Source organism: Chitinophaga sp. CB10, assembly GCA_001870995.2.
In the GTDB taxonomy this organism is placed as follows: domain Bacteria; phylum Bacteroidota; class Bacteroidia; order Chitinophagales; family Chitinophagaceae; genus Chitinophaga.
This window is the reverse complement of record MLAV02000013.1, coordinates 125,745-144,672: the sequence shown is the minus strand read 5'-3', so window position 1 is coordinate 144,672 and position 18,928 is coordinate 125,745. Positions and strand designations below refer to the sequence as shown.

15 protein-coding genes and 2 tRNA genes are annotated in these 18,928 nt (G+C 47.0%); 9 read left to right on the top strand and 8 right to left on the bottom strand.

The features are described 5' to 3' along the window. Window positions 1–21: 21 nt before the first annotated feature. Window positions 22–1,098 (bottom strand): alpha/beta hydrolase-fold protein, encoded by a 1,077-nt coding sequence (locus BOC67_RS18275; protein WP_291912162.1) that lies wholly within the window; start codon window positions 1,096–1,098, stop codon window positions 22–24. A 148-nt stretch (window positions 1,099–1,246) separates the two neighbouring features. Further along, window positions 1,247–1,744, bottom strand: a complete 498-nt coding sequence (locus BOC67_RS18270; protein ID WP_291912161.1) for a MarR family winged helix-turn-helix transcriptional regulator — start codon at window positions 1,742–1,744, stop codon at window positions 1,247–1,249. 216 nt (window positions 1,745–1,960) lie between these two features. Between BOC67_RS18270 and BOC67_RS18265 the strand changes: the two genes are divergently transcribed. Further along, on the top strand, window positions 1,961–3,145 hold the full coding sequence (locus tag BOC67_RS18265; protein WP_291912160.1) for an NAD(P)/FAD-dependent oxidoreductase: 1,185 nt from the start codon (window positions 1,961–1,963) through the stop codon (window positions 3,143–3,145). A gap of 162 nt (window positions 3,146–3,307) precedes the next feature. On the opposite strand, the gene BOC67_RS18260 is transcribed toward BOC67_RS18265, so the two are convergent. Next, window positions 3,308–3,391, bottom strand: a tRNA-Leu gene (locus tag BOC67_RS18260). Window positions 3,392–3,543: 152 nt separating this feature from the next. Between BOC67_RS18260 and BOC67_RS18255 the strand changes: the two genes are divergently transcribed. Beyond that, window positions 3,544–4,191 carry a J domain-containing protein gene (locus BOC67_RS18255; protein ID WP_291912158.1) on the top strand — a complete coding sequence of 216 codons (648 nt, stop codon included), beginning with the start codon at window positions 3,544–3,546 and terminating at the stop codon, window positions 4,189–4,191. Window positions 4,192–4,194: 3 nt separating this feature from the next. Here BOC67_RS18255 and BOC67_RS18250 read toward each other — a convergent pair whose 3' ends face one another. Further along, on the bottom strand, window positions 4,195–5,034 hold the full coding sequence (locus BOC67_RS18250; protein ID WP_291912155.1) for a class I SAM-dependent methyltransferase: 840 nt from the start codon (window positions 5,032–5,034) through the stop codon (window positions 4,195–4,197). A 285-nt stretch (window positions 5,035–5,319) separates the two neighbouring features. On the opposite strand from BOC67_RS18250, the gene BOC67_RS18245 reads away from it, so the two are divergent. Both BOC67_RS18245 and BOC67_RS18240 read left to right on the top strand, forming a co-directional pair. Next, complete coding sequence (locus BOC67_RS18245) at window positions 5,320–5,949, top strand: hypothetical protein (RefSeq protein ID WP_291912153.1); 630 nt, start codon at window positions 5,320–5,322, stop codon at window positions 5,947–5,949. Between the two features lie 76 nt (window positions 5,950–6,025). Further along, window positions 6,026–6,544 carry a hypothetical protein gene (locus BOC67_RS18240; RefSeq protein ID WP_291912150.1) on the top strand — a complete coding sequence of 173 codons (519 nt, stop codon included), beginning with the start codon at window positions 6,026–6,028 and terminating at the stop codon, window positions 6,542–6,544. Between the two features lie 79 nt (window positions 6,545–6,623). Here BOC67_RS18240 and BOC67_RS18235 read toward each other — a convergent pair whose 3' ends face one another. Continuing rightward, window positions 6,624–7,478 (bottom strand): hypothetical protein, encoded by an 855-nt coding sequence (locus BOC67_RS18235; RefSeq protein WP_291912148.1) that lies wholly within the window; start codon window positions 7,476–7,478, stop codon window positions 6,624–6,626. A 185-nt stretch (window positions 7,479–7,663) separates the two neighbouring features. On the opposite strand from BOC67_RS18235, the gene BOC67_RS18230 reads away from it, so the two are divergent. Further along, complete coding sequence (locus BOC67_RS18230; RefSeq protein WP_291912146.1) at window positions 7,664–8,191, top strand: hypothetical protein; 528 nt, start codon at window positions 7,664–7,666, stop codon at window positions 8,189–8,191. Window positions 8,192–8,936: 745 nt separating this feature from the next. Here BOC67_RS18230 and BOC67_RS18225 read toward each other — a convergent pair. Then, window positions 8,937–11,327, bottom strand: coding sequence for an outer membrane beta-barrel family protein (locus BOC67_RS18225; RefSeq protein WP_291912145.1), 2,391 nt, complete (start codon window positions 11,325–11,327; stop codon window positions 8,937–8,939). Between the two features lie 847 nt (window positions 11,328–12,174). Beyond that, window positions 12,175–12,258, bottom strand: a tRNA-Leu gene (locus BOC67_RS18220). Between the two features lie 150 nt (window positions 12,259–12,408). Between BOC67_RS18220 and BOC67_RS18215 the strand changes: the two genes are divergently transcribed. The 3 genes from BOC67_RS18215 (at window position 12,409) to BOC67_RS18205 (ending at window position 16,738) form a co-directional block, all read left to right on the top strand. Further along, a complete protein-coding gene (locus tag BOC67_RS18215) occupies window positions 12,409–12,963 on the top strand; it encodes a TetR/AcrR family transcriptional regulator (protein WP_291912143.1) in 555 nt (184 codons plus the stop codon). A 10-nt stretch (window positions 12,964–12,973) separates the two neighbouring features. Beyond that, a complete protein-coding gene (gene fabF / locus BOC67_RS18210) occupies window positions 12,974–14,215 on the top strand; it encodes a beta-ketoacyl-ACP synthase II (protein WP_291912141.1) in 1,242 nt (413 codons plus the stop codon). 153 nt (window positions 14,216–14,368) lie between these two features. Continuing rightward, on the top strand, window positions 14,369–16,738 hold the full coding sequence (locus BOC67_RS18205; RefSeq protein ID WP_291912140.1) for an ABC transporter permease: 2,370 nt from the start codon (window positions 14,369–14,371) through the stop codon (window positions 16,736–16,738). A 91-nt stretch (window positions 16,739–16,829) separates the two neighbouring features. Here the strand turns inward: BOC67_RS18205 and BOC67_RS18200 are convergent, their stop codons facing one another. Beyond that, on the bottom strand, window positions 16,830–17,642 hold the full coding sequence (locus BOC67_RS18200) for a 2,3,4,5-tetrahydropyridine-2,6-dicarboxylate N-succinyltransferase (RefSeq protein WP_291912139.1): 813 nt from the start codon (window positions 17,640–17,642) through the stop codon (window positions 16,830–16,832). 141 nt (window positions 17,643–17,783) lie between these two features. Here BOC67_RS18200 and BOC67_RS18195 point away from each other — a divergent pair, with 141 nt between their 5' ends. Then, on the top strand, window positions 17,784–18,923 hold the full coding sequence (locus BOC67_RS18195) for a glycosyltransferase family 1 protein (protein WP_291912138.1): 1,140 nt from the start codon (window positions 17,784–17,786) through the stop codon (window positions 18,921–18,923). Window positions 18,924–18,928 lie beyond the last annotated feature (5 nt).

The following is an 18,928-nucleotide window of genomic DNA, read 5'->3' as shown; positions in this document are numbered from 1 at the left end:
CGGTTGGAGAAGGCTTTATCGTTATTTTTCGTTTCGTCCGAAATCCAGGCTTTTTGCGAAAAATTGAAGCATTTGTTGTTCAATCCTTTTAGCGACGCGGTTGAGGTGGTCCCCGTCATAGATTTCGAACGCATGATCGATTCGGTATTTATTCAATTCTGCGTCCAGCACGCGGATGCTTTCCGCGATGCCTTTGTCCTTATCGCCCGCATCGAACCCGATGGACTTTAGCTGCCTGATATTGTAGATATATTGATCCAGGCTATTCAGCGGCCTGTTGGCGTCCCATTTCTGCAGGATTTGCGGTTGCAGGGCGCCGTCTTTTACCGGGAGGTCCAGGTAGAAGGGAGGGTTCTCCGGGTTGGGGGACCAGGCGGCTGCGGAGGCAAACAGGGCTTTGGTGAAGAAGTCCGCTTTTTGAAAAGCCTCTATGGTTTTGATGTTTTCCGCCCGTTGCAGCTGTGCCGTCATGGCAGCCACCGGCTCGGCGGGTGAGTTCAGGCAGCATGGGCTCAGGAGATAGACGGCGGAAAATATATCCGGGTTCTTTTCCCCGATGCGCAGTGCGCCATAGCCTCCCATGGAATGGCCGCAGATGCCTCTTCCTTCTTTTTTTGCAATGGTTCTGTAATGCGCGTCCATGTAGGTCGTCAGCTCCCGGGCAATGAAATCCTCCCAGTTGCCGGTGGTCACGGAGTTGGAGTACATGCTACCCTGGAAGCGGGTAAATGCATCCGGGGTGACGACGATCATTTCATGGTTCGGATCTTTGGAAAATGCTGTGTCCAGGATGGGTGGGAGGGACATCCAGTGCGGCTGGAAACCGTGGACTTTTGCGTCATTGTCCGTATAGCCGTGCAGGAAGTACACTACGGGGTAGCGTTTCCGCGGTTGCTTGTTATAGCTGGCCGGCAGGTAAACGGAAATGTAGCGGTCGGCGGAGTCGCCGCTTAGGTTGCCTTCCAGGAGCTGGCTGTGAATCCTGATTCGTAACGTGGCGCCTTTTGCGACCGCTTTCTGCTGCGCCCGGGCTGTGGTGGCCACGGTGAGCGCCAGGAAGAGGAGGGTGATGGCGATAAAGGGTTTGTTTTTTTCCATTGGGATGTTAAAGGTGTTTTTAATTGTCGGATAGACAAATATAAGTTTTTTGGCGGGAGATATGTAGGTAGAGGTACACTTTGCGGAAGCGAATGGGATGCATGGCGAAGGTGATTTTTGGGCGCTTTCCGCCTGGATTCAGCGCTTTTTATTTACGCGGTTTCTTCGCAGGCTTTTCATTCAAATTCCTGATTTGTTTGTTGGTAAACTCCACCACTGCTTTTAAGTACTTTTCTACTGTTTTCAGCTCTGCCCGGGTAAACTGATCATAGAGTTTTTCCAGGTCCTGCTGCATGGCTTTAAACGCGGGGCCAATGCGTTTGGTTGCTTCTTCCCGGTCAAGCACTACCAGTACTTTCCTTCGGTCGTCCGGGCTGGGCTCCCGTTTCACCAGTTTGCTCTTTTCGAGCCGGTCGATCATTGCCGTTACGGCTCCGGTGGTGATGCCGCTAAGTTCGCTCAGCTGCCCTGCGGTCATGGAGCCATGTTGCAGCAGGAGGTCAATGTATTTATGGTCCGTGCCTGTTAATCCTGCCTGCTGCGCGATGGCCTGGTGCATCAGCACTGTACCTGTCGAAAATTCCTTCGTCAGGTGACCGATGTCTGCCAGCAGCGCATTTTTTTCCGGTTTTTTTTTCCGTTCCATAAAAAACAATTTATCTTTATGATAAAGATACTTAGTTATAAAGGTAATTTACTTTGCAGTAAAGATACTGGGAATATCTTGTTTATTGATATAAAACCAGCAGTATGAAGAGGAATTCCGGTAAAAATTTTGGGGTAGGCCGGTGGCCTGCATTGCCCGTCCATAGGGGATATTGCTGTTCCCCTGGTAACAATCGCCTGATTAAAACCCTATATCATGGATAAATTGAAAATACTCATCGCGGGCGGTGGCGTTGCAGGTCCGGCGCTTGCCATCCAGCTCATTGAACAGGGCGCGGAGGTAAAAGTCATCGAATCCCGCACTGAGGCGGAGATGAATGAAGGCTTATTCTTTGGCATGTCTCCCAATGGGCTGAATATCCTTTCCCGCCTGGTTGACATTAGCAGGATCTACGAGGAGTATGTTCCCGCGACGTTGCATTTTTTTAATGCCAAAGGCCGGCAGATTGCGGAGCTGGATGCGTCGTACCAAAAGGAGGCATATGGCATCAGCAGCATCCAGGTCAGGCGATCCGCCATTAATAACCTGCTGCAGGAAAAGCTGGCCAGCTTAGGCGCCCCGGTGGAATATGGCTGTAAGTTACAATCCATAGCATATGCCGGTTCGAAAATAGACGTCATGACCAGCAAAGGGAGTCTGCCTGGCTATGACCTGCTTATTGGAGCCGATGGTGTGCATTCCCTGTGCCGCAGGCTGGTTTTCCCGGATGCGCCCAAGCCTTCCTTTACCAAAATGTTGTCCACCGGCGCTATCGCCAGGATTCCGGATTGTCAGCAACCTTCGCAGGCTGTGGAGATGACTTTCGGTATGCGGGCATTCTTTGGCTTTTCCGTTACGAACAAAGGAAACGTCTGGTGGTTTAATAACTATGACTGGGAGCAGGAGCCGGGGCGCGGGGTGTTTGATGATCCCGCGGTGCAACAGCAGGTAAAGCAAGAGCTGCTGGAATTGCATAAAGATGATCACGCCAAAATCAGCCGGATAATTGCCGGCAGCAGTGAATTGTTTGCTTATCCGATTTACGACATGCCTGCATTGGAAAAGTGGCACACTGAAAAGGTCTGCCTCATCGGCGATGCGGCGCATGCTATATCCCCGCATACCGGTCAGGGTGCGTCCTTAGCGCTGGAAGACAGTGCCGTGCTGGCGAAGTGCCTGGCGAAATATGCAAATCCTGCGGAAGCCTTTGCCCGCTTTCAGCAGTTAAGGGCTGACAGGGTGGCGAGGGTAATTGCGCAGGCGAGGAAGGTTGGCAAGGCGAAATCGAAGCCTAATCCGATCGGGAGTTTTTTCAGGGATATGATGCTGAAGTTTTTTATTAATACGGAAAAGAAAAAGATGGATTGGGTGTATGGGTATGAGGTGGAGAAGGTGGTTTAAAGTAATTACGTCCGGGTAACAAAAATTAAGGATATTTCCTGTCATTGCCCTTGATGTAGTTTGTCATTTGATGCATTCATTTGCGTTATCGGGTAGTTGAGAAAACTCAGGATTGGCTAAAAATAAAATAGGCTGTAAATCATTGATTTACAGCCTATTGTGTGCCCAGAACTGGATTCGAACCAGCACACCCTTGCGAGCGCTGCGACCTGAACACAGTGCGTCTACCAATTTCGCCATCTGGGCATCACTGATTTTGTGTTTCAGGGCTGCAAAGATAGGAATTGATTTTAAATCGCAAAATTTATTTTCTGAAAATTTCCTGCAAGCCGGTTTTGCCCCGATATTTCTTAACTTAACGCCTATATCCAAACGGTTACACGCCTACGAATCCCGATATGACCAATTACTATATACTGCTGGAACTGCATAATTTTGCCTCAGTGGAAGATGTGAAGGCCGCCCACAGACGCCTTTCCAAACAGTATCATCCTGACCTCAACCAGGGGAACAGGGCAGCGGAAGAAAAATTTAAGATTGTCCAACATGCCTATGAACAGCTGAAAGACCCGGTGCGTAAACGGAACTATGATGATCTGTTACGCGCTAATATCTACCGGCAGTACAATACCAGCACCAGTTATACCCATACAGGCAGCAGCAATTATACCCGCCGGCAGCCTTCCGCAGCCGCTACGCAGCCTCCGGACCCCAGGCAGGTAAAGCGGGATCTGTATATTAAGCTTGGCGTGGCAGCAGGTATTATTGTCATCATTATCCTGGGCATTATTTTCGGCAAAGACGATAACGGACTGGCCAGGTTTAAAACGGCTAATCCTTCCGGCATCATTATACAGTCGGACGTCAATCCCGCGGAGCTGGGCTTCCTCAATGGCGATTCCTCCACGGATGTTGTCAGTGCGATCGGCCATCCCGATACGAAGGTCTATGGGCAAGGCGGGCTTGAAGTGTGGGTCTATAGCAAGTACACCATCTTTTTTCAAAATGGAAGGGTAGTAGGCTGCATCCGTTCCGCTAAAAATTAACCATCAGAGCGACATAAATACCATTTCTATAAAGCCATCGCCGGTATCGTGGAAGTCTTTACTGCGGCCTTTTTCAACGGCCTGAATGGCCTGCATGCTTCTGAAAGTCTGGTTTACCGCTCCAAATTCAATGGTCAATTGCAGGAGGTCGCCCCGGTTGTTGCGGTTAAATCTCCCCTGTATAAACGATTCAAAAATTTCCAGCAGCTGCTGATGCAGGTGGCGACTGCCGAATGGCACTGACTGCGCATCCAGCGCATAGTCCATAATCATTTTATTGCGCTTGTCCGGAGTGGAAAACAATTTCATCAATCGTACAAACTGATCATTGGTCATGTAGTGTATTACCCCTTCAAAAATAATGGTGGTGGGGAGATGGGAATCAAACCCGGCTTGTTGCAGCGTGGGGATCAACGTACCCGCGGTGGTCAGATCGTGATTTACAAAGGCCACCTTGCCCGCATCCAGGTCCAGGGAATGGAATAGCTCCCGTTTAAGCGCCATGTGACTGCTATCTACCTCAAAAATTTTTTTAATCTGGGGCTGATAATGAGAGAGCAGGTGAATGGAAAGCGGGTCCAGCCCTGCTCCCAGGATGCAGATCTGTTCATCTTGTCGCTCAATCATACGTTTCCGCAGAAAAGACCGTACGCTCCGTTTACGCAGTAACACTACTTCTTTGAAAAGGGGATACACGTTTTCCAGCATTTCCCCCAGGCTTCCTGCCTGGCTGTAATTCAACCGGGAGAGATATTGTTGCTCCATAGGAGAATTATAAACCTCCCCGGCGTATTGCATGATAAGGGTAGAGGTAGCGGGCACATTAATTTGGTTGCTTTCCATAAATACAGGTTCTGCAACAAGGTAAAGCGGCAGGCAGGAAGTTAAATAGCGGTGAGTTTCGAAGGAGGGAGGCCAGTATTCTTTTCATAAGCGCTCCACCAACTATCGATACCATTCTGCAATGGAGGGGAAATGGAAAAGCTTTGAATTTGGTATATGATCCTGGGACACATGGGCATTGCCTGTTTCAAAAAAATTTGTAAATTACTATAATCTCTGAGTGTTAACTAATAGCCTGTTTACCCTTACTGCTTAATAATTTTTTACCCTCAAAAAACTATTAAGATGTCCTATACGCAAGAAGATTTGCAAAGAGCATTAAGGATTTCCAAGGCAATACAGGAATACTTTCATATAAATTATAATTATAATGTGGTGAGGAGCACTGACCTATATGAATTCCTTGCCAAAAAAGGCCTGATAGAAACCGATCGGCACAGGGGCATTCATTTCCGTGCATTCCTGCAGAAACTCAAGGATAATGATTTGCTAAGCTTAATACCCCAGTGCCAGTGTTCTGTATCTCCAACCGGCAGCCGTGAGTGGCGCTTTGCGCGCATGTCCGACGAAAAGCTTGAAACGATAAGAAACAGCAATAAGGGGAAACAGGCAAAAATAACGCATATTCCCAGGTTGCCGGAAGCAGAAATTAACCAGTTGATTCAATTGGCCCGCAAATTCGTCGATGAACTCCCGAAAAGAGACGCTTCCAACCTTACGCAGCAACAACGGCAAATCAGAAATGCCTATCCACGGGCCTATGAAGAATGGCACAGCCGTGAAATTGAAATTATGACCAGGGCATATAATAAATTTGGAAGAGTTGATAAAGTCGCTGAGTTATTACAGCGCCAACCGCATATTGTCCGCGAAAAGTTGGAGGAACACGGAGTAATTTCAAAAGACCAGGACTGACAGGATGTATGCTGTGGACGGACTTCACCTGTAACTTTTACCGCCTGAAAACCGTTTAAGCAACAAAACCACTTGCATGAAAAACATTTTCTACACATTCCTGGTATTAGCCGTTGTGGTACTTGCCGGCTGCAAGAAAGATGATGACGGGTATAGTAACGATTTTAACAACAGTTACAAGGCATGGATGAGCTTCAAAGCTGCCTCCGGTAATTCATACCGTTACCAGGTTACCTCTTCCTCCTGGACGGGTTTAAGCACTGAAACTACTATTACCGTGCAATCCGGCAAAGTTATACGCCGTTCCTTCATTGCAAAAAATTGGAAAAATAATGTGCCGCCGGTAATGGATACCCTGCAGCGGTGGGAAGAAGATGAAGCAACCCTTGGTACAAATAGCGCTGGTTTCGAACCCCTTACCCTGGACGGCGTCTATAAGAAAGCCGAAGAAGAGTGGCTGGTAAAAAGGTCAAACGTCAACTTGTCGTTTGCTGCTGAAAATAATGGAATGATTTCCAGGTGCGGTTATGTAGTGAACGGTTGTATGGATGATTGTTTCACCGGAGTAACCATCAGCTATATCGATAAGCTCTAGCAAACTACGCAACCTATAATTAAAAGCGAAACGCCGGGTAAATAAGCCCGGCGTTCTCTTTTAATAAATTTATTTACCACTACAGGATACTGGTGCTGGTTTGGGTCTTCGTATCACATTTAGCGCTCATTTGCAGTCCTGATACATTAAAGTCAAGCTGAAACTGGATATTGGAATCGCTTGCCTCTGGTATCTTTTTGGCGATATTATACACCATTACGCCTGTTCCGGCGCCGCTACCATTGCCTTTATTGCTGTTTCCTGCATTGGTCATATCCATCACCATCTGCTGCTGCATGTCAAAGGTGGCCTTGTCATTCTTTATCTCTCTGAGTACATATTTAATGACGAGCTTCATGCTAAGATCCATTCCCGGAATAGGCATTTTCATTGGAACTTCCTGCTGGAAGGAGTCGCCAATTTTCATTTCCTGTTTCGGGTATTTGATATTTTCCTGGATGCTGTTTACCATTTGTCGCAGGCTGGTTCTCAAAGATTCATCCATTTCGCCTTTGATGGTGTCAATGGTAACTTTAAAATCGCCCATGGTATGGCCTTCTATTACTGCATTGGCAAAAGGGTTTTGGCTGGGAGGCGCTTCCTGGCCGCCGACGGTGGATTCAGCTATCAATTTGTCATAAGTCATTGTCACCGGAATTTTATTGTCCGCCTGGCGGCTACCGGTTTTAGTAGTCGTGCCTATTTCCTGTTTCATATGGATCTTCATGGGAAACTTCATGCCGCTGGCAATGAGCGATGCCATAGTCGCAGAATCCACCTTGGCGTTCATTTCCATATCCATTTCGGTGGCCACTTCCGTCTTATAGGTTTTACCGGGGTCCATGGCAATGTTGAGCAATACCTTGTTTTGTGCTGACAGGGATAGGGAACAGCTGCATACCAGTACAAACAATAATAATCGATGGTAATTCATGTGTAAATCGAATTTTATCAAAGATGGGAAATTGTCCCAGGATTAGGTAAAGTTACTCTTATATTCTTATCTTGATGCTGTGAATTCGCCCCTAAGAAGTATGAAAATACAAAGCAGGTCCGATTCTTGCTATGCTGCGCGCTTATAATTCTTACATTAACCCATAGAAAAATTAACTGTATCCAATGATGAAAAAGACGCCCGCATTTCGCTTTGCAGCTATGCTGTGCTACGCTTTATTAGTGTTCGGTATTTCCTCCTGTTCAAAGAGCGATGATCCTAAACCGGATAATTCCGGCTACCACTTTACAGCTACTATTGGCGGCAAGAAGGTAGTCATGCATAATGCCAAATTCCAGGGCGGGGGTAATGACGGCCGCTGGGAACATGTAGTAGTAAGCGGTAGTGAAACTACCAGCGTTACGTCACCTTCGCTGGATTTTGAAATCTGGCGGTTAGGAGGCGATATTACTCCGGGTACGTATGTTACGCCTGCGGAAACGGGGATGATCTCCCGTTATGCGGTGCAATTGTCTGGCGGGACGCTGGTCTACAATTCCCAGCATGATGTGTTTACTGTAAAAATAGATGGGATCAGCAAAGATGGTATAAAGGGGACTATGACGGGAACATTGCGTAGTGATGGAGGAGAAAGTATTAGTATTGCTGATGGGGAGTTTAATTTGCCGTATGATGTACTGGTGAATCCGTAGTTGTGGATATTAAGTGAATTAATGCAAAAGGTTTGAAAATATTGGGTTTTCAAACCTTTTGTGTTTCTGGAAGTGATGGGGGATAAGAGGACTGGAAATTTTTTGTTGGTTTTTTTCAATTTGGTTGGATGACTACTTTGATGAGCGCATTGTCATCAATGTTGATGTATCTATAAAATGGGATTATTGCAACAAAACCGGCGGTATAAGCGTGTTCTCCTTCCAGGAGTTATTTCTCGCAATTTGATTCTCTTTGAATAGGCCAATCTGGTAGAACTTATTTGTGTAGACTTTTTATCTTGATGGAAAAAATTTTCCAATATTTTAATTATTAGGGTATATTGGTAGTGTTAATGAATCCCCCAGACTCGAATTAATAAATAATCCTCCAATCTGTTCGAAAAAGTAAGATTTAACTTAAGCAAGGAAAAAGACAGTCATAACTTTTTATCCTTTTCTCATGTGAAGGGGTATTTAGGGCTATCCTGCACTTAAATCTGTCATACTTAGTGAATTGGACCAGAGAAAGTCCCTATCTGTATTTCCTAATCCAAATTATATATATGGTAAAAAGGTTGATTTTTCCCTTATTTTTCCTTTAGGCTATAGGATGCTCAAAAAGCCCTCTAATTCAGCAGGTGGAACCGAATGTTATCCAGGAAGCACGAAACTATTTTGAAAAATATATCCATTTTGATCGATAAGCAAGGAGATGAATGTACTCATTATTTTTCCTTTATTAAAATCAATTCATATTTATTCTATCTTTTTCAGAAGTATTTTCTGGTGCCTCAAATCGAACATCTTTGTTCTTACCTTTCCTTCGGTTGAATGAATATTTTAGTTGCAGCGCTACTCCCCGTGAATCTGTTTTATAAATAAATCCATTCCTCTGGTCTAAATAATTAACGTCAATTTTGTTGAAATCTGAAAAGAGGAGATCATTTACAGTTAGTGCAACTGTAAATTCGCTGATCTTTTTCCTCAAACCAAGCGATACGTTATACATCTTGTCATTCTGATATATACCTTGAATAGTGGGAGTCAAATAATAGAAATGAACTTCACCAGACCAACTTCTATTTTTTGAAAGATCAAATGCGTTGTCCAGACTCAAATAGGCTATATATTTTTTAAACTTATACTCATTATTAAGGTAGTTAGAACTCTCTGTTTTGCGACTGAATCTTACATATGTGTTGATTTGCCATCCTTTTATAGGTTCTATACCCATCATAAAGCTAACGCCTAAACTGGTACTTTTTCCAATATTCTGCTGCATGTCCTTAATTGCATGCGTATCATTGTCTTGCTGGCTGATATTGGTAAATTTGTCTGTGGAAAAATTATAAAAGGCAGAGAATGTGTAATTGTTTTTAAGTACATAGTCAAGTTGTGTACTGTAGTCCAATGATGGTTTTAAATAGGGATTACCAGATGTGGTATAGTAGGGCGTTTTATAGTAAGTGAATGGATTCAGACGGTAATAATCCGGTCTGTTAATTCTTCTTGTAGCACTAATAATTAACAGATTGTCTGCGTTAATATCATACTGAATATATGCAGTAGGAAACAACTTTAGATAGTCCTGAGTTATTATGCTGTCAGTGGCTGATGTTTGACTCCTTATTTTAAGATTGGTGTACTCAGCCCTCAAACCGATCTTACCTGTAATTTTTTTCCATTGCCTGGTCAATGAAATGTACGCCGCATAGTTATTCTCCTTGTAGGTGAAGTCATTTAGCAATTTTAAACTCGATTCTGAAAAATTCCAATTGTTAATATTTTTTATGAATGATAGTTTTCCTCCAGCGTCGACGGTGATTTTCTCAACTATCTTCGATAAATCAATTTGCCAGGTCGAAAGGTCAATATCTTGTGGAGAGTAAGTACTATTTGCGTATAGGTTTATAGGTTTCATATCTGTATCATACGTTATGGCTGACATACTTTGGCTGGGTGGGTTTGAATAGCATAGCTGTGTGGCTGAAATAGTCAATGATCCATCCAAGGAGTCAAGTACCAGCCTGTAGTATTCCGTGGCAGAAAATATTTTCCTATTAGAAAGAAATGTACTGCTCGTAACAAGTATTGAATCGACAGTATTTCTACTCGCTACATTGGAGTTAATGACTCCATTTACGTCACTGTTGATATTGGAGTAATTTAGTTGAACTCCGATGGAGTTTGTTTTATTAATCAGATATTTGGCACCGCCTTTTAAAACATAAGACTTTCTTTTTTCTAAGTTTGACTCTTGGATTGACCAATTAGAAGCTGCGGCAGATGACTCGTATATTATATATTCGTCGTTTGTTGACCTGTATTTCCCATACCCACCACTTACATTTAAAAAGTACTCAAGCTTGGGCCGTTTTCCGTTCAGGTTAAATGCGGTATTATATTTACCATATGAATTTTGTTCTATTCCGATGCCGATATCTCCAAAAATTCCATCTCGCTTGTTCTTTTTACTAACCACATTTATAACAGATCCACCAACTGCGTCATAGTTTGACGGAGGTATCATAAATACTTCAATTTTATCAACATTGCTGGCGCTATAGGCCTTTAGAAAGTTAATCAGGTCGTCCCCCGATAATTGAAGTTGGATATTATCCATATATATAGTAGCAGATTTGTCACCGACACTTATTCCACCTGGTGTAGTGCGAACACTTGGTGTTGTTCGCAAAGCATCCCAAAGAGAGCCAGTACTGGCAAGTATGCTATTCTTTACATTAAATACCATCCTATCTACTTTATGTTCCAAAAGTGGCGTTTTGTGAACGATCTCTACATCCTTCAGTTTCACAGCACAAGGAAAGACTAAATCGCCTAGGTCGGTATCCTCATTACGATGTTCTATTTCATTTTTTCTATTACAATCCGGGCTTACGGATAGCAAATAGTACTTTCCTGGTGGCACATTTTGAAAGTTAAAGTGTCCTACCGAATCCGTTAAGGTATTGAAATTGCTCGTGGAATCGGAAATATTAACTAAGCGGATTATGTTGAATGGCAAAGGGGTTTTGTCGGTCGCGACCGCCCTGCCATGAATACCGTATTGTTGTTGTGCCGCTGTAGGGTTAGATAGAAATACTAATATTATAAAGGTGAAAATGATGGACTTCATCCCAAAGTGTTTTCAAATTATGAATTTATGATTTTGACATCAATTTATTTGAAAATTGTTCATCTCGATGTTTTTATGCTGAAGTATCCTATCATTACCAATGTCACGTCAATTTCCATCTTTCCGAGTGTCGTTCCATCATGTGTCATGTTTTCAGTCGGCGCTATATAAATATCGTACGGTCGCTGTACGATTTTGAAAACCTTGCAGCCCGGTTCCTGACTTAGATAGTCATATACCATATCTGTTTCGTGATATGTCATAATGTTAATCTCTTTAGTCTTCAACAATGCCGACAGTATCTCTGAAGCAGTTTTATTTATAAAAAGGAAGTGGCGATCTTCCTGATTCTTTGGCTTTGCATAAATGAAAACACCGGTTGCAGGCCGTTGGCCACGTTTCCGGCCAAGACATAGAAGAAGTAAATTTTATCTCCCTTTCTGTTTAACTTCTGTCCAATGTTCATAGGTTGCCATATTTAGAGGTGATATATCGCTTGCTCAATGGACAACCATTTCAAGTCGTATAACGTCAATGGCTATATTCTTTAATGGACAGCGGTAGGAAGTGTAAAGAAGTGTAAGAAAGAAACCAGAAAATATTTTTGGCAGGTATGCTGTAACTCTTGTCAATACTGACATTTCGGCGTCAGTTGAAAATGGAAACCCGCTGGTTTGGTGAAATGATGGCCTCTTAAAACAGTGGAGTAGTGCATTTGAGGTGATCTCAAAACTGAGTGTCGTTTGAGTGTCGGAAATAGTGGGAGAAAGCGTAAAAAAGCGTGGATTTTCGACACTTAAAGAAATAAAAAAGCCTTATAAGTAAATTACTTATAAGGCTATAACCGTGCCCAGAACTGGATTCGAACCAGCACACCCTTGCGAGCGCTGCGACCTGAACACAGTGCGTCTACCAATTTCGCCATCTGGGCATCACTGATCTTGTGTTTCAGGGCTGCAAAGATAGGAATCAATTTTAATTCACAAAATTTATTTTTAAATAACGGGAACGCCACTACGTTATTTATTTTTTGCTTACTTACCAGTAAGTAAGTATTTTTGCAGTCTAAAATCAATACTGCATGTCCGAAACCAGAGAAAAAATCATCTCCCTGGCCGATAAACTCATCCGCGTCAACGGATTCAACGCCTTCTCCTATAAGGATATCGCCACACCCCTGGAAATGAAAAACGCCGCCGTGCACTACCATTTCCCCGGAAAAGCCGACCTTGGCATCGGCGTCATCAACGAAGACCTGCAACGATTTACACAACAAACAAATAAATGGCAGAAACTACCTGAAGAAGAACAACTGAAACACCTGATCGACGTGTTTCGCAAACACAGCCAGGCCGGGAATATCTGCCTCATGGGCTCCCTGGCGCCCGACTATAACACCCTCGCACCCGATATGCAACGCAAAGTACAGGAAATGTGCCGCGCCATCCTCCACTGGCTCACCAACTGCCTGGAAAACGGGAGAAAAAACAAACGCTTTAAATTCAAAGGCAACGCCGAAAACAGAGCGCTGCTCATCATAACCAATTTACAGGCATCACTGTTGATGTCTAGAGTACTGGGAAACACGATTTTTTCAAGGATATCTGAACAATTGCTGGACGATATCCTTATTTAAAACTTCCATCATGAAAAGAGTAGTAGTAACCGGCCTGGGCGCAATCACCCCGCTCGGCAACAACACCGCCGATTTTTGGAATAGCCTCACCGCTGGCGAAAGCGGCGCTGCCACTATCACCAAATTTGATGCGTCCCGATTCCGAACACGCTTCGCATGCGAACTGAAGGACTATGATCCCTCCCTCGCACTCGATAAAGCAGAACTCCGGAAAACCGACCCCTTCACTCAGTACGCCCTGTCCGCAGCAGCGGAAGCTATAGAAGATGCAGGCATCGACTTCTCCACCCTGGACCCGTTCGATACCGGCGTTATATGGGGATCCGGACAAGGCGGCATGCAGACCTTCGAGGAACAGGTGACGGAATACGTGCAGGGCGACTTTAACCCGCGCTTTAGTCCGTACTTTGTACCGCGACTCATCTCCAACATGGCGTCAGGAATGATCTCCATGAAATACGGCCTGATGGGCATCAACTACACCACCGTGTCCGCATGCGCCACCTCCAACACCGCCATCATGGACGCCCTGAACTACATCCGCCTCGGTAAAGCCAAAGTGATCATCACCGGCGGCTCCGAAGCCCCCATCACTCCCGCATCCGTAGGCGGCTTCTGCGCCATGAAAGCCATGTCCACCCGCAACGATGACCCAGCCGCCGCTTCCCGCCCGTTCGACGTGGAGCGCGACGGATTCGTCATGGGCGAAGGCGCCGGCGCTCTCGTACTCGAAGAATATGAACACGCCGTTGCCAGGGATGCCAACATCTACGCCGAAGTGGTAGGCGCCGCCATGACAGCCGACGCTTACCATATGACCGCCACCCACCCGGAAGGACTCGGCGCCATGAAAGCCATGGAACTGGCCCTTAAAGACGCCCGACTCAACCCCTCCGACGTGGACTACCTCAACGCGCACGCCACCAGCACGCCCGTGGGCGACCTCAGCGAAATTAAAGCGATCACGAAAGTATTTGGCCTCAACCCCAAACACCTTCACATCAGCTCCACCAAATCAATGACCGGTCACCTCCTCGGCGCCGCCGGCGCTATCGAAGCCATCGCCAGTATCCTCAGCATCGCCAACGGCGTTGTGCTGCCTACCATTAACACCACCCGCCTCGACCCTGAAATCCCATCCGGATTGCAGATACAGCTGGGATACGCAACGGAAAAAGATGTCAGGGTAGCAATGAGCAATACCTTCGGCTTCGGCGGACATAACGGCATCGTGATATTCAAAAACGTATAACCAGGTGTCCGGAAGTGGACAGTGTTTGTGCTGTTTGTGAACATTCAATTTTGTATGTTTATAGCGCAATGTGCTGAACCCCAGCACATTGCCTTTCTGGTATTTTTATTGGTCCGGGGCTCCTATCATCGATTACCCTAACCATCTTTCCATATGCTTAAGAATTATTTCAAAGTAGCATGGCGACATATCAGGCAGCACAAACTCCTGTCTTTTATCAACATCTTCGGGCTGGCCACGGGGATGGCCTTTGCGTTGCTCATCTACATGTGGATACTCCATGAAAGAAGCTTCGACAGCTTCCATGTCAATAAGGACAAAATCGGCCTCGTCATCCAACACGTGGAATTTAACCACGTGAAAAGCTCCCAAAGCGTGTCCCCGCTGCCACTCTATTACGAGCTGAAAAATAATTACCCCGAAGTGGCCTACAATAGCCGCCTCTCCTGGGTGCAGGAAGAAAGCGTGATCACCGGCAATAAAAAACTGGTGAAAAAAAGCATGTATGTGGACGGCGATTTCCTCCACATGTTCACCTTCCCGCTCCTCAAAGGCGATGTGAACACCGCCCTCAAAGACCCCAACAACATTGTTATTTCCGCCTCTATGGCCAAAGCGCTCTTCGGTAATGAAGACGCGATCGGCAAAACCGTGCGGGTAGGTAACAAATACGATATGGTCATCACCGCCGTCATGAAGGACGTGCCGGAAAACTCTACCTATTCCTTCGATTTCCTCGGCAACTACGAGTTCATCATGCAAACGAACGATTTCGTTCGCGGCAGCCGGAACGACTGGGGAAACAATTTCCTCATGAACGTCGTACAGGTAAAGGAAAACGCCTCCCTCGCAGCGCTGGAGAAGAAAATCTCCCTCCTCATCACCACCAAAGGGGAAAGACTGAAAAACAGGATGCTGACCCTGCAATCCGCGGCGGACTGGCACCTCTACAATAATTTCCAAAACTGGAAAGTGGATGGGGGCCGCATTACACTGGTGCGCCTCTTCAGCGTCATCGGCATCTTTGTACTGCTCGTTGCCTGCATGAACTTCATGAACCTCACCACCGCCCGCGCAGCCAAACGCGCCCGGGAAGTAGGTGTGCGGAAAGCCGCCGGCTCTACCCGCCGCCAGCTCATCCTGCAATTCCTCAGCGAGTCCATGCTCACAGCCATCATCGCCTTCGTGGTATCCCTGCTGCTCTGCGTGGCGCTGCTGCCCTACGTCCGGCAGCTGGGGCTCGAACAGGTACGCCTAAACGCCATCAACCTGCAGCTGGTCGGTATCATGCTCGCCGTCTGCCTCGGCACCGGCCTGCTCGCCGGCTCTTATCCGGCCTTCTACCTGTCCTCCTTCAAACCGCTGGAAGTGCTGAAAGGCAAGCTGGAAACAGGCAAAGAGTCCGGCCTCTTCCGGAAAATACTGGTGGTTTCCCAATTCGTAATCTCCTCCGCGCTCATCATTTGCACCATCATCGTGTACCAGCAAATTAAATTCGGGCAGGGCAGGAGCATCGGCTACAACCCGGATAACCTTATCTCCATACGGTCCAGCGACGATCTGAATAAGAACTATGAACCACTGCATAACGAAGTCATGGCTACGGGCTACTTTGAATCCATGGCCCGCGCCTCCCAGCCTATGACGGCGCTCTACAACAGCTGGTCCGACTTCACCTGGGAAGGCAAGCCGGCCGACATGGATGTATCCATCAACGTTATCCTCGCCGGGTGGGACATGCATAAGACCGTAGGCTTGAAATTCAAGGAAGGGCGCGGCTTTTCCCGCGAATACCCGACCGATTCCACGGGCATCATTCTCAACGAAGCGGCGCTGAAAGTCATGGGCTTTAAAGACCCGATCGGTAAAACCGTGCGCCTGGGCACTCAACCCCTGCACGTGATTGGCGTGATTGAAAATGTACTGCTGACGGACCCTTTCAAACCCGTCGCGCCGCTGGTGATGATATTCACGAAAGACGCTTTCAACAATATTTTCCTCCGGCCAAAACCCGGCACGGATATGAAAGCCGCGCTGGCAGCCATTACGCCCATCTTCGAAAAGTATAATCCAACGCTGAACTTCGTGTATTCGTTTACGGATGAGGATTTCGCGGCAAAGTTTGATTTGGAGAACCAGGCAGCGCGACTGGCAGGCATCTTCGGCATTTTCGCCATCTTTATTTCCTGCCTCGGGTTGTTCGGCCTGGCCATGTTCATGGCCCAGCGCCGTACCCGCGAAATCGGTATCAGGAAGGTACTGGGCGCCACCACTTCCCAATTATGGATGCTCCTGTCTACAGAATTCATCTGGCTGGTACTGCTGGCCTGCCTCCTGGCAAGCCCCGTTTCCTGGTGGCTGATGCACTCCTGGCTGGAACATTATGAGTACCATATCCGCATCAGCTGGTGGGTTTTCCCCGCTACGGCGGCAGTAGCGATGGTAATTGCATTGGTAACAGTCAGCACGCAATCCATACGGGCGGCCCTGGTTAACCCGGCAAAAAGCCTGAAGACAGAATGATAAAAAAAACGGGGAGATAAATAAACCGATGGTTTATCATCTCCCCCTAAAATCTTATTGGAAAAGGGCCGAAGGCCCGCTATGTAATAACTTATACCGCTACATTAAACTCGCGCAGGGTATCATTCAGGCTGGTTTTCAGATCAGTGGAAGCTTTACGCTGACCAATGATCAGTGCGCAGGAAACCTGGTATTCGCCGGCAGGGAACTTCTTGGTGTAAGTACCCGGAATTACCACGCTGCGGGCAGGCACACGGCCTTTGTACTCTTTAGGCTCCGGACCGCTCACGTCAATGATCTTGGTAGACTGCGTCAGCACCACGTTTGCACCCAGTACCGCCTCTTTCTCCACTACCACGCCTTCCACCACGATGCAACGGGAACCAACGAAAACGCCGTCCTCAATGATCACCGGGCTGGCCTGTAATGGTTCCAGCACGCCGCCGATACCAACGCCGCCGCTCAGGTGTACATGCTTGCCAATCTGTGCGCAGGAGCCTACGGTTGCCCAGGTATCCACCATGGTACCCTCGTCCACATACGCGCCGATGTTTACGTAAGAAGGCATCAGGATACAACCTTTGGCGATGTAAGCGCCATAACGCGCTACCGCGTGAGGAACTACACGTACGCCAAGGTCTTTATAGTTTGTTTTCAGCTTCATTTTGTCATAGAACTCGAAAGGAGGCAGTTCCATGGTTTCCATTGGCTGAATGGAGAAATACATCAGGATGGCCTGTTTTACCCATTCATTCACTTTCCAGCCGTCGGCTGTTGGCTCTGCAACCCTCAGATTGCCCTTGTCCACTGCTTCGATGACAGTCTTAACGGCATCTGAATACACTGTTTCCTGTAACAAACTGCGGTCTGCCCAGGCAGCCAGTATCTGTTGTTGTAAATCCATCGTTTTTAAATTTTTTGCAAACATAATGCGAATTTTTCTTTCCCGCAATCCTTCCTGCTGACGGCCGGATAGGTGATAGGGATACCCCGCTATTCCCGCTGACGGCTTAAAACTCTCCCGGAAACTCCCTAATTTGCAGCCATGAAAATCGGATTCGACGCGAAACGCGCGTTTCAAAACAATACCGGGCTGGGTAACTACAGCAGGAGTTTGATCGACTCCCTCGCCACCGGTTACCCCGAGCATGATTACTATCTTTTTGCGCCGAAGGAAACCGGCATGTACAACTGGAAACGCTTTCCGGATATGCATCTCATCACCCCGCAGGCACGGGTGCACAAGTGGTTGAAGTCCGTCTGGCGCAGCCGCATGGTGGTGCCGGTGCTGCAACGGGAGGGAATCGACATCTACCACGGCCTTAGCCATGAAATCCCTTTCGGCATTCACGATAGCGGCATCCGTTCCGTTGTCACCATGCACGACCTGATTTTTGAAAGATACCCCAGCCAGTATAATCCGATCGATGTGATGACCTACCGCCGGAAAGCCCGCTACGCCTGCAAGTACGCGGATGTAGTGGTGGCCATCAGCGAGCAGACCAAACAGGACCTCATTACCTATTATAATACCCCCGCCGCTAAAATCCAGGTGGTGTACCAAAGCTGCGATCCGGCTTTTGCCCGGCTGCACACACCGGAGGCTATTGAGGCCTTTAAGGCGAAATACGGCCTGCCGGCCGGTTATTTCTTGTATGTTGGGTCTGTGATAGAAAGAAAAAATTTGCTCGGTATTGTGAAAGCCATGCGTATTCTCGGCGATAGGAATCGGTTGCCATTAGCCGTATTAGGAAATGGAGGCGGATACAGGAACAGGGTCCTCGAGGTGCTGAAGCAATATGGTATGGAACAGGAAGTCATCTGGCTGAACGACCGCGCCAGGCTCGATAACAGCGAACTTCCCCAACTCTACCAGGGCGCCAAAGCGCTGGTATATCCCTCCCTGTTCGAAGGTTTTGGGATACCCATACTGGAAGCCCTGTGGAGCGGTACCCCCGTTATCACCTCATCCGGCTCCTGCTTCGGGGAAACGGCAGGCGATGCCGCCCTCTATGTGGACCCGCTGGAGCCCGCGTCTATAGCGGAGGCCATGGAGCGGATACTCAATGATGACGCGCTGGCAGCAGATTTGCGGAGCAAAGGGTTCAAACATGCTCAGTTGTTCACGGCAGATAAATGCGCCGCCGCTATGATGAATGTATATAATAGTATAAGTAAAAAATAGAAAGT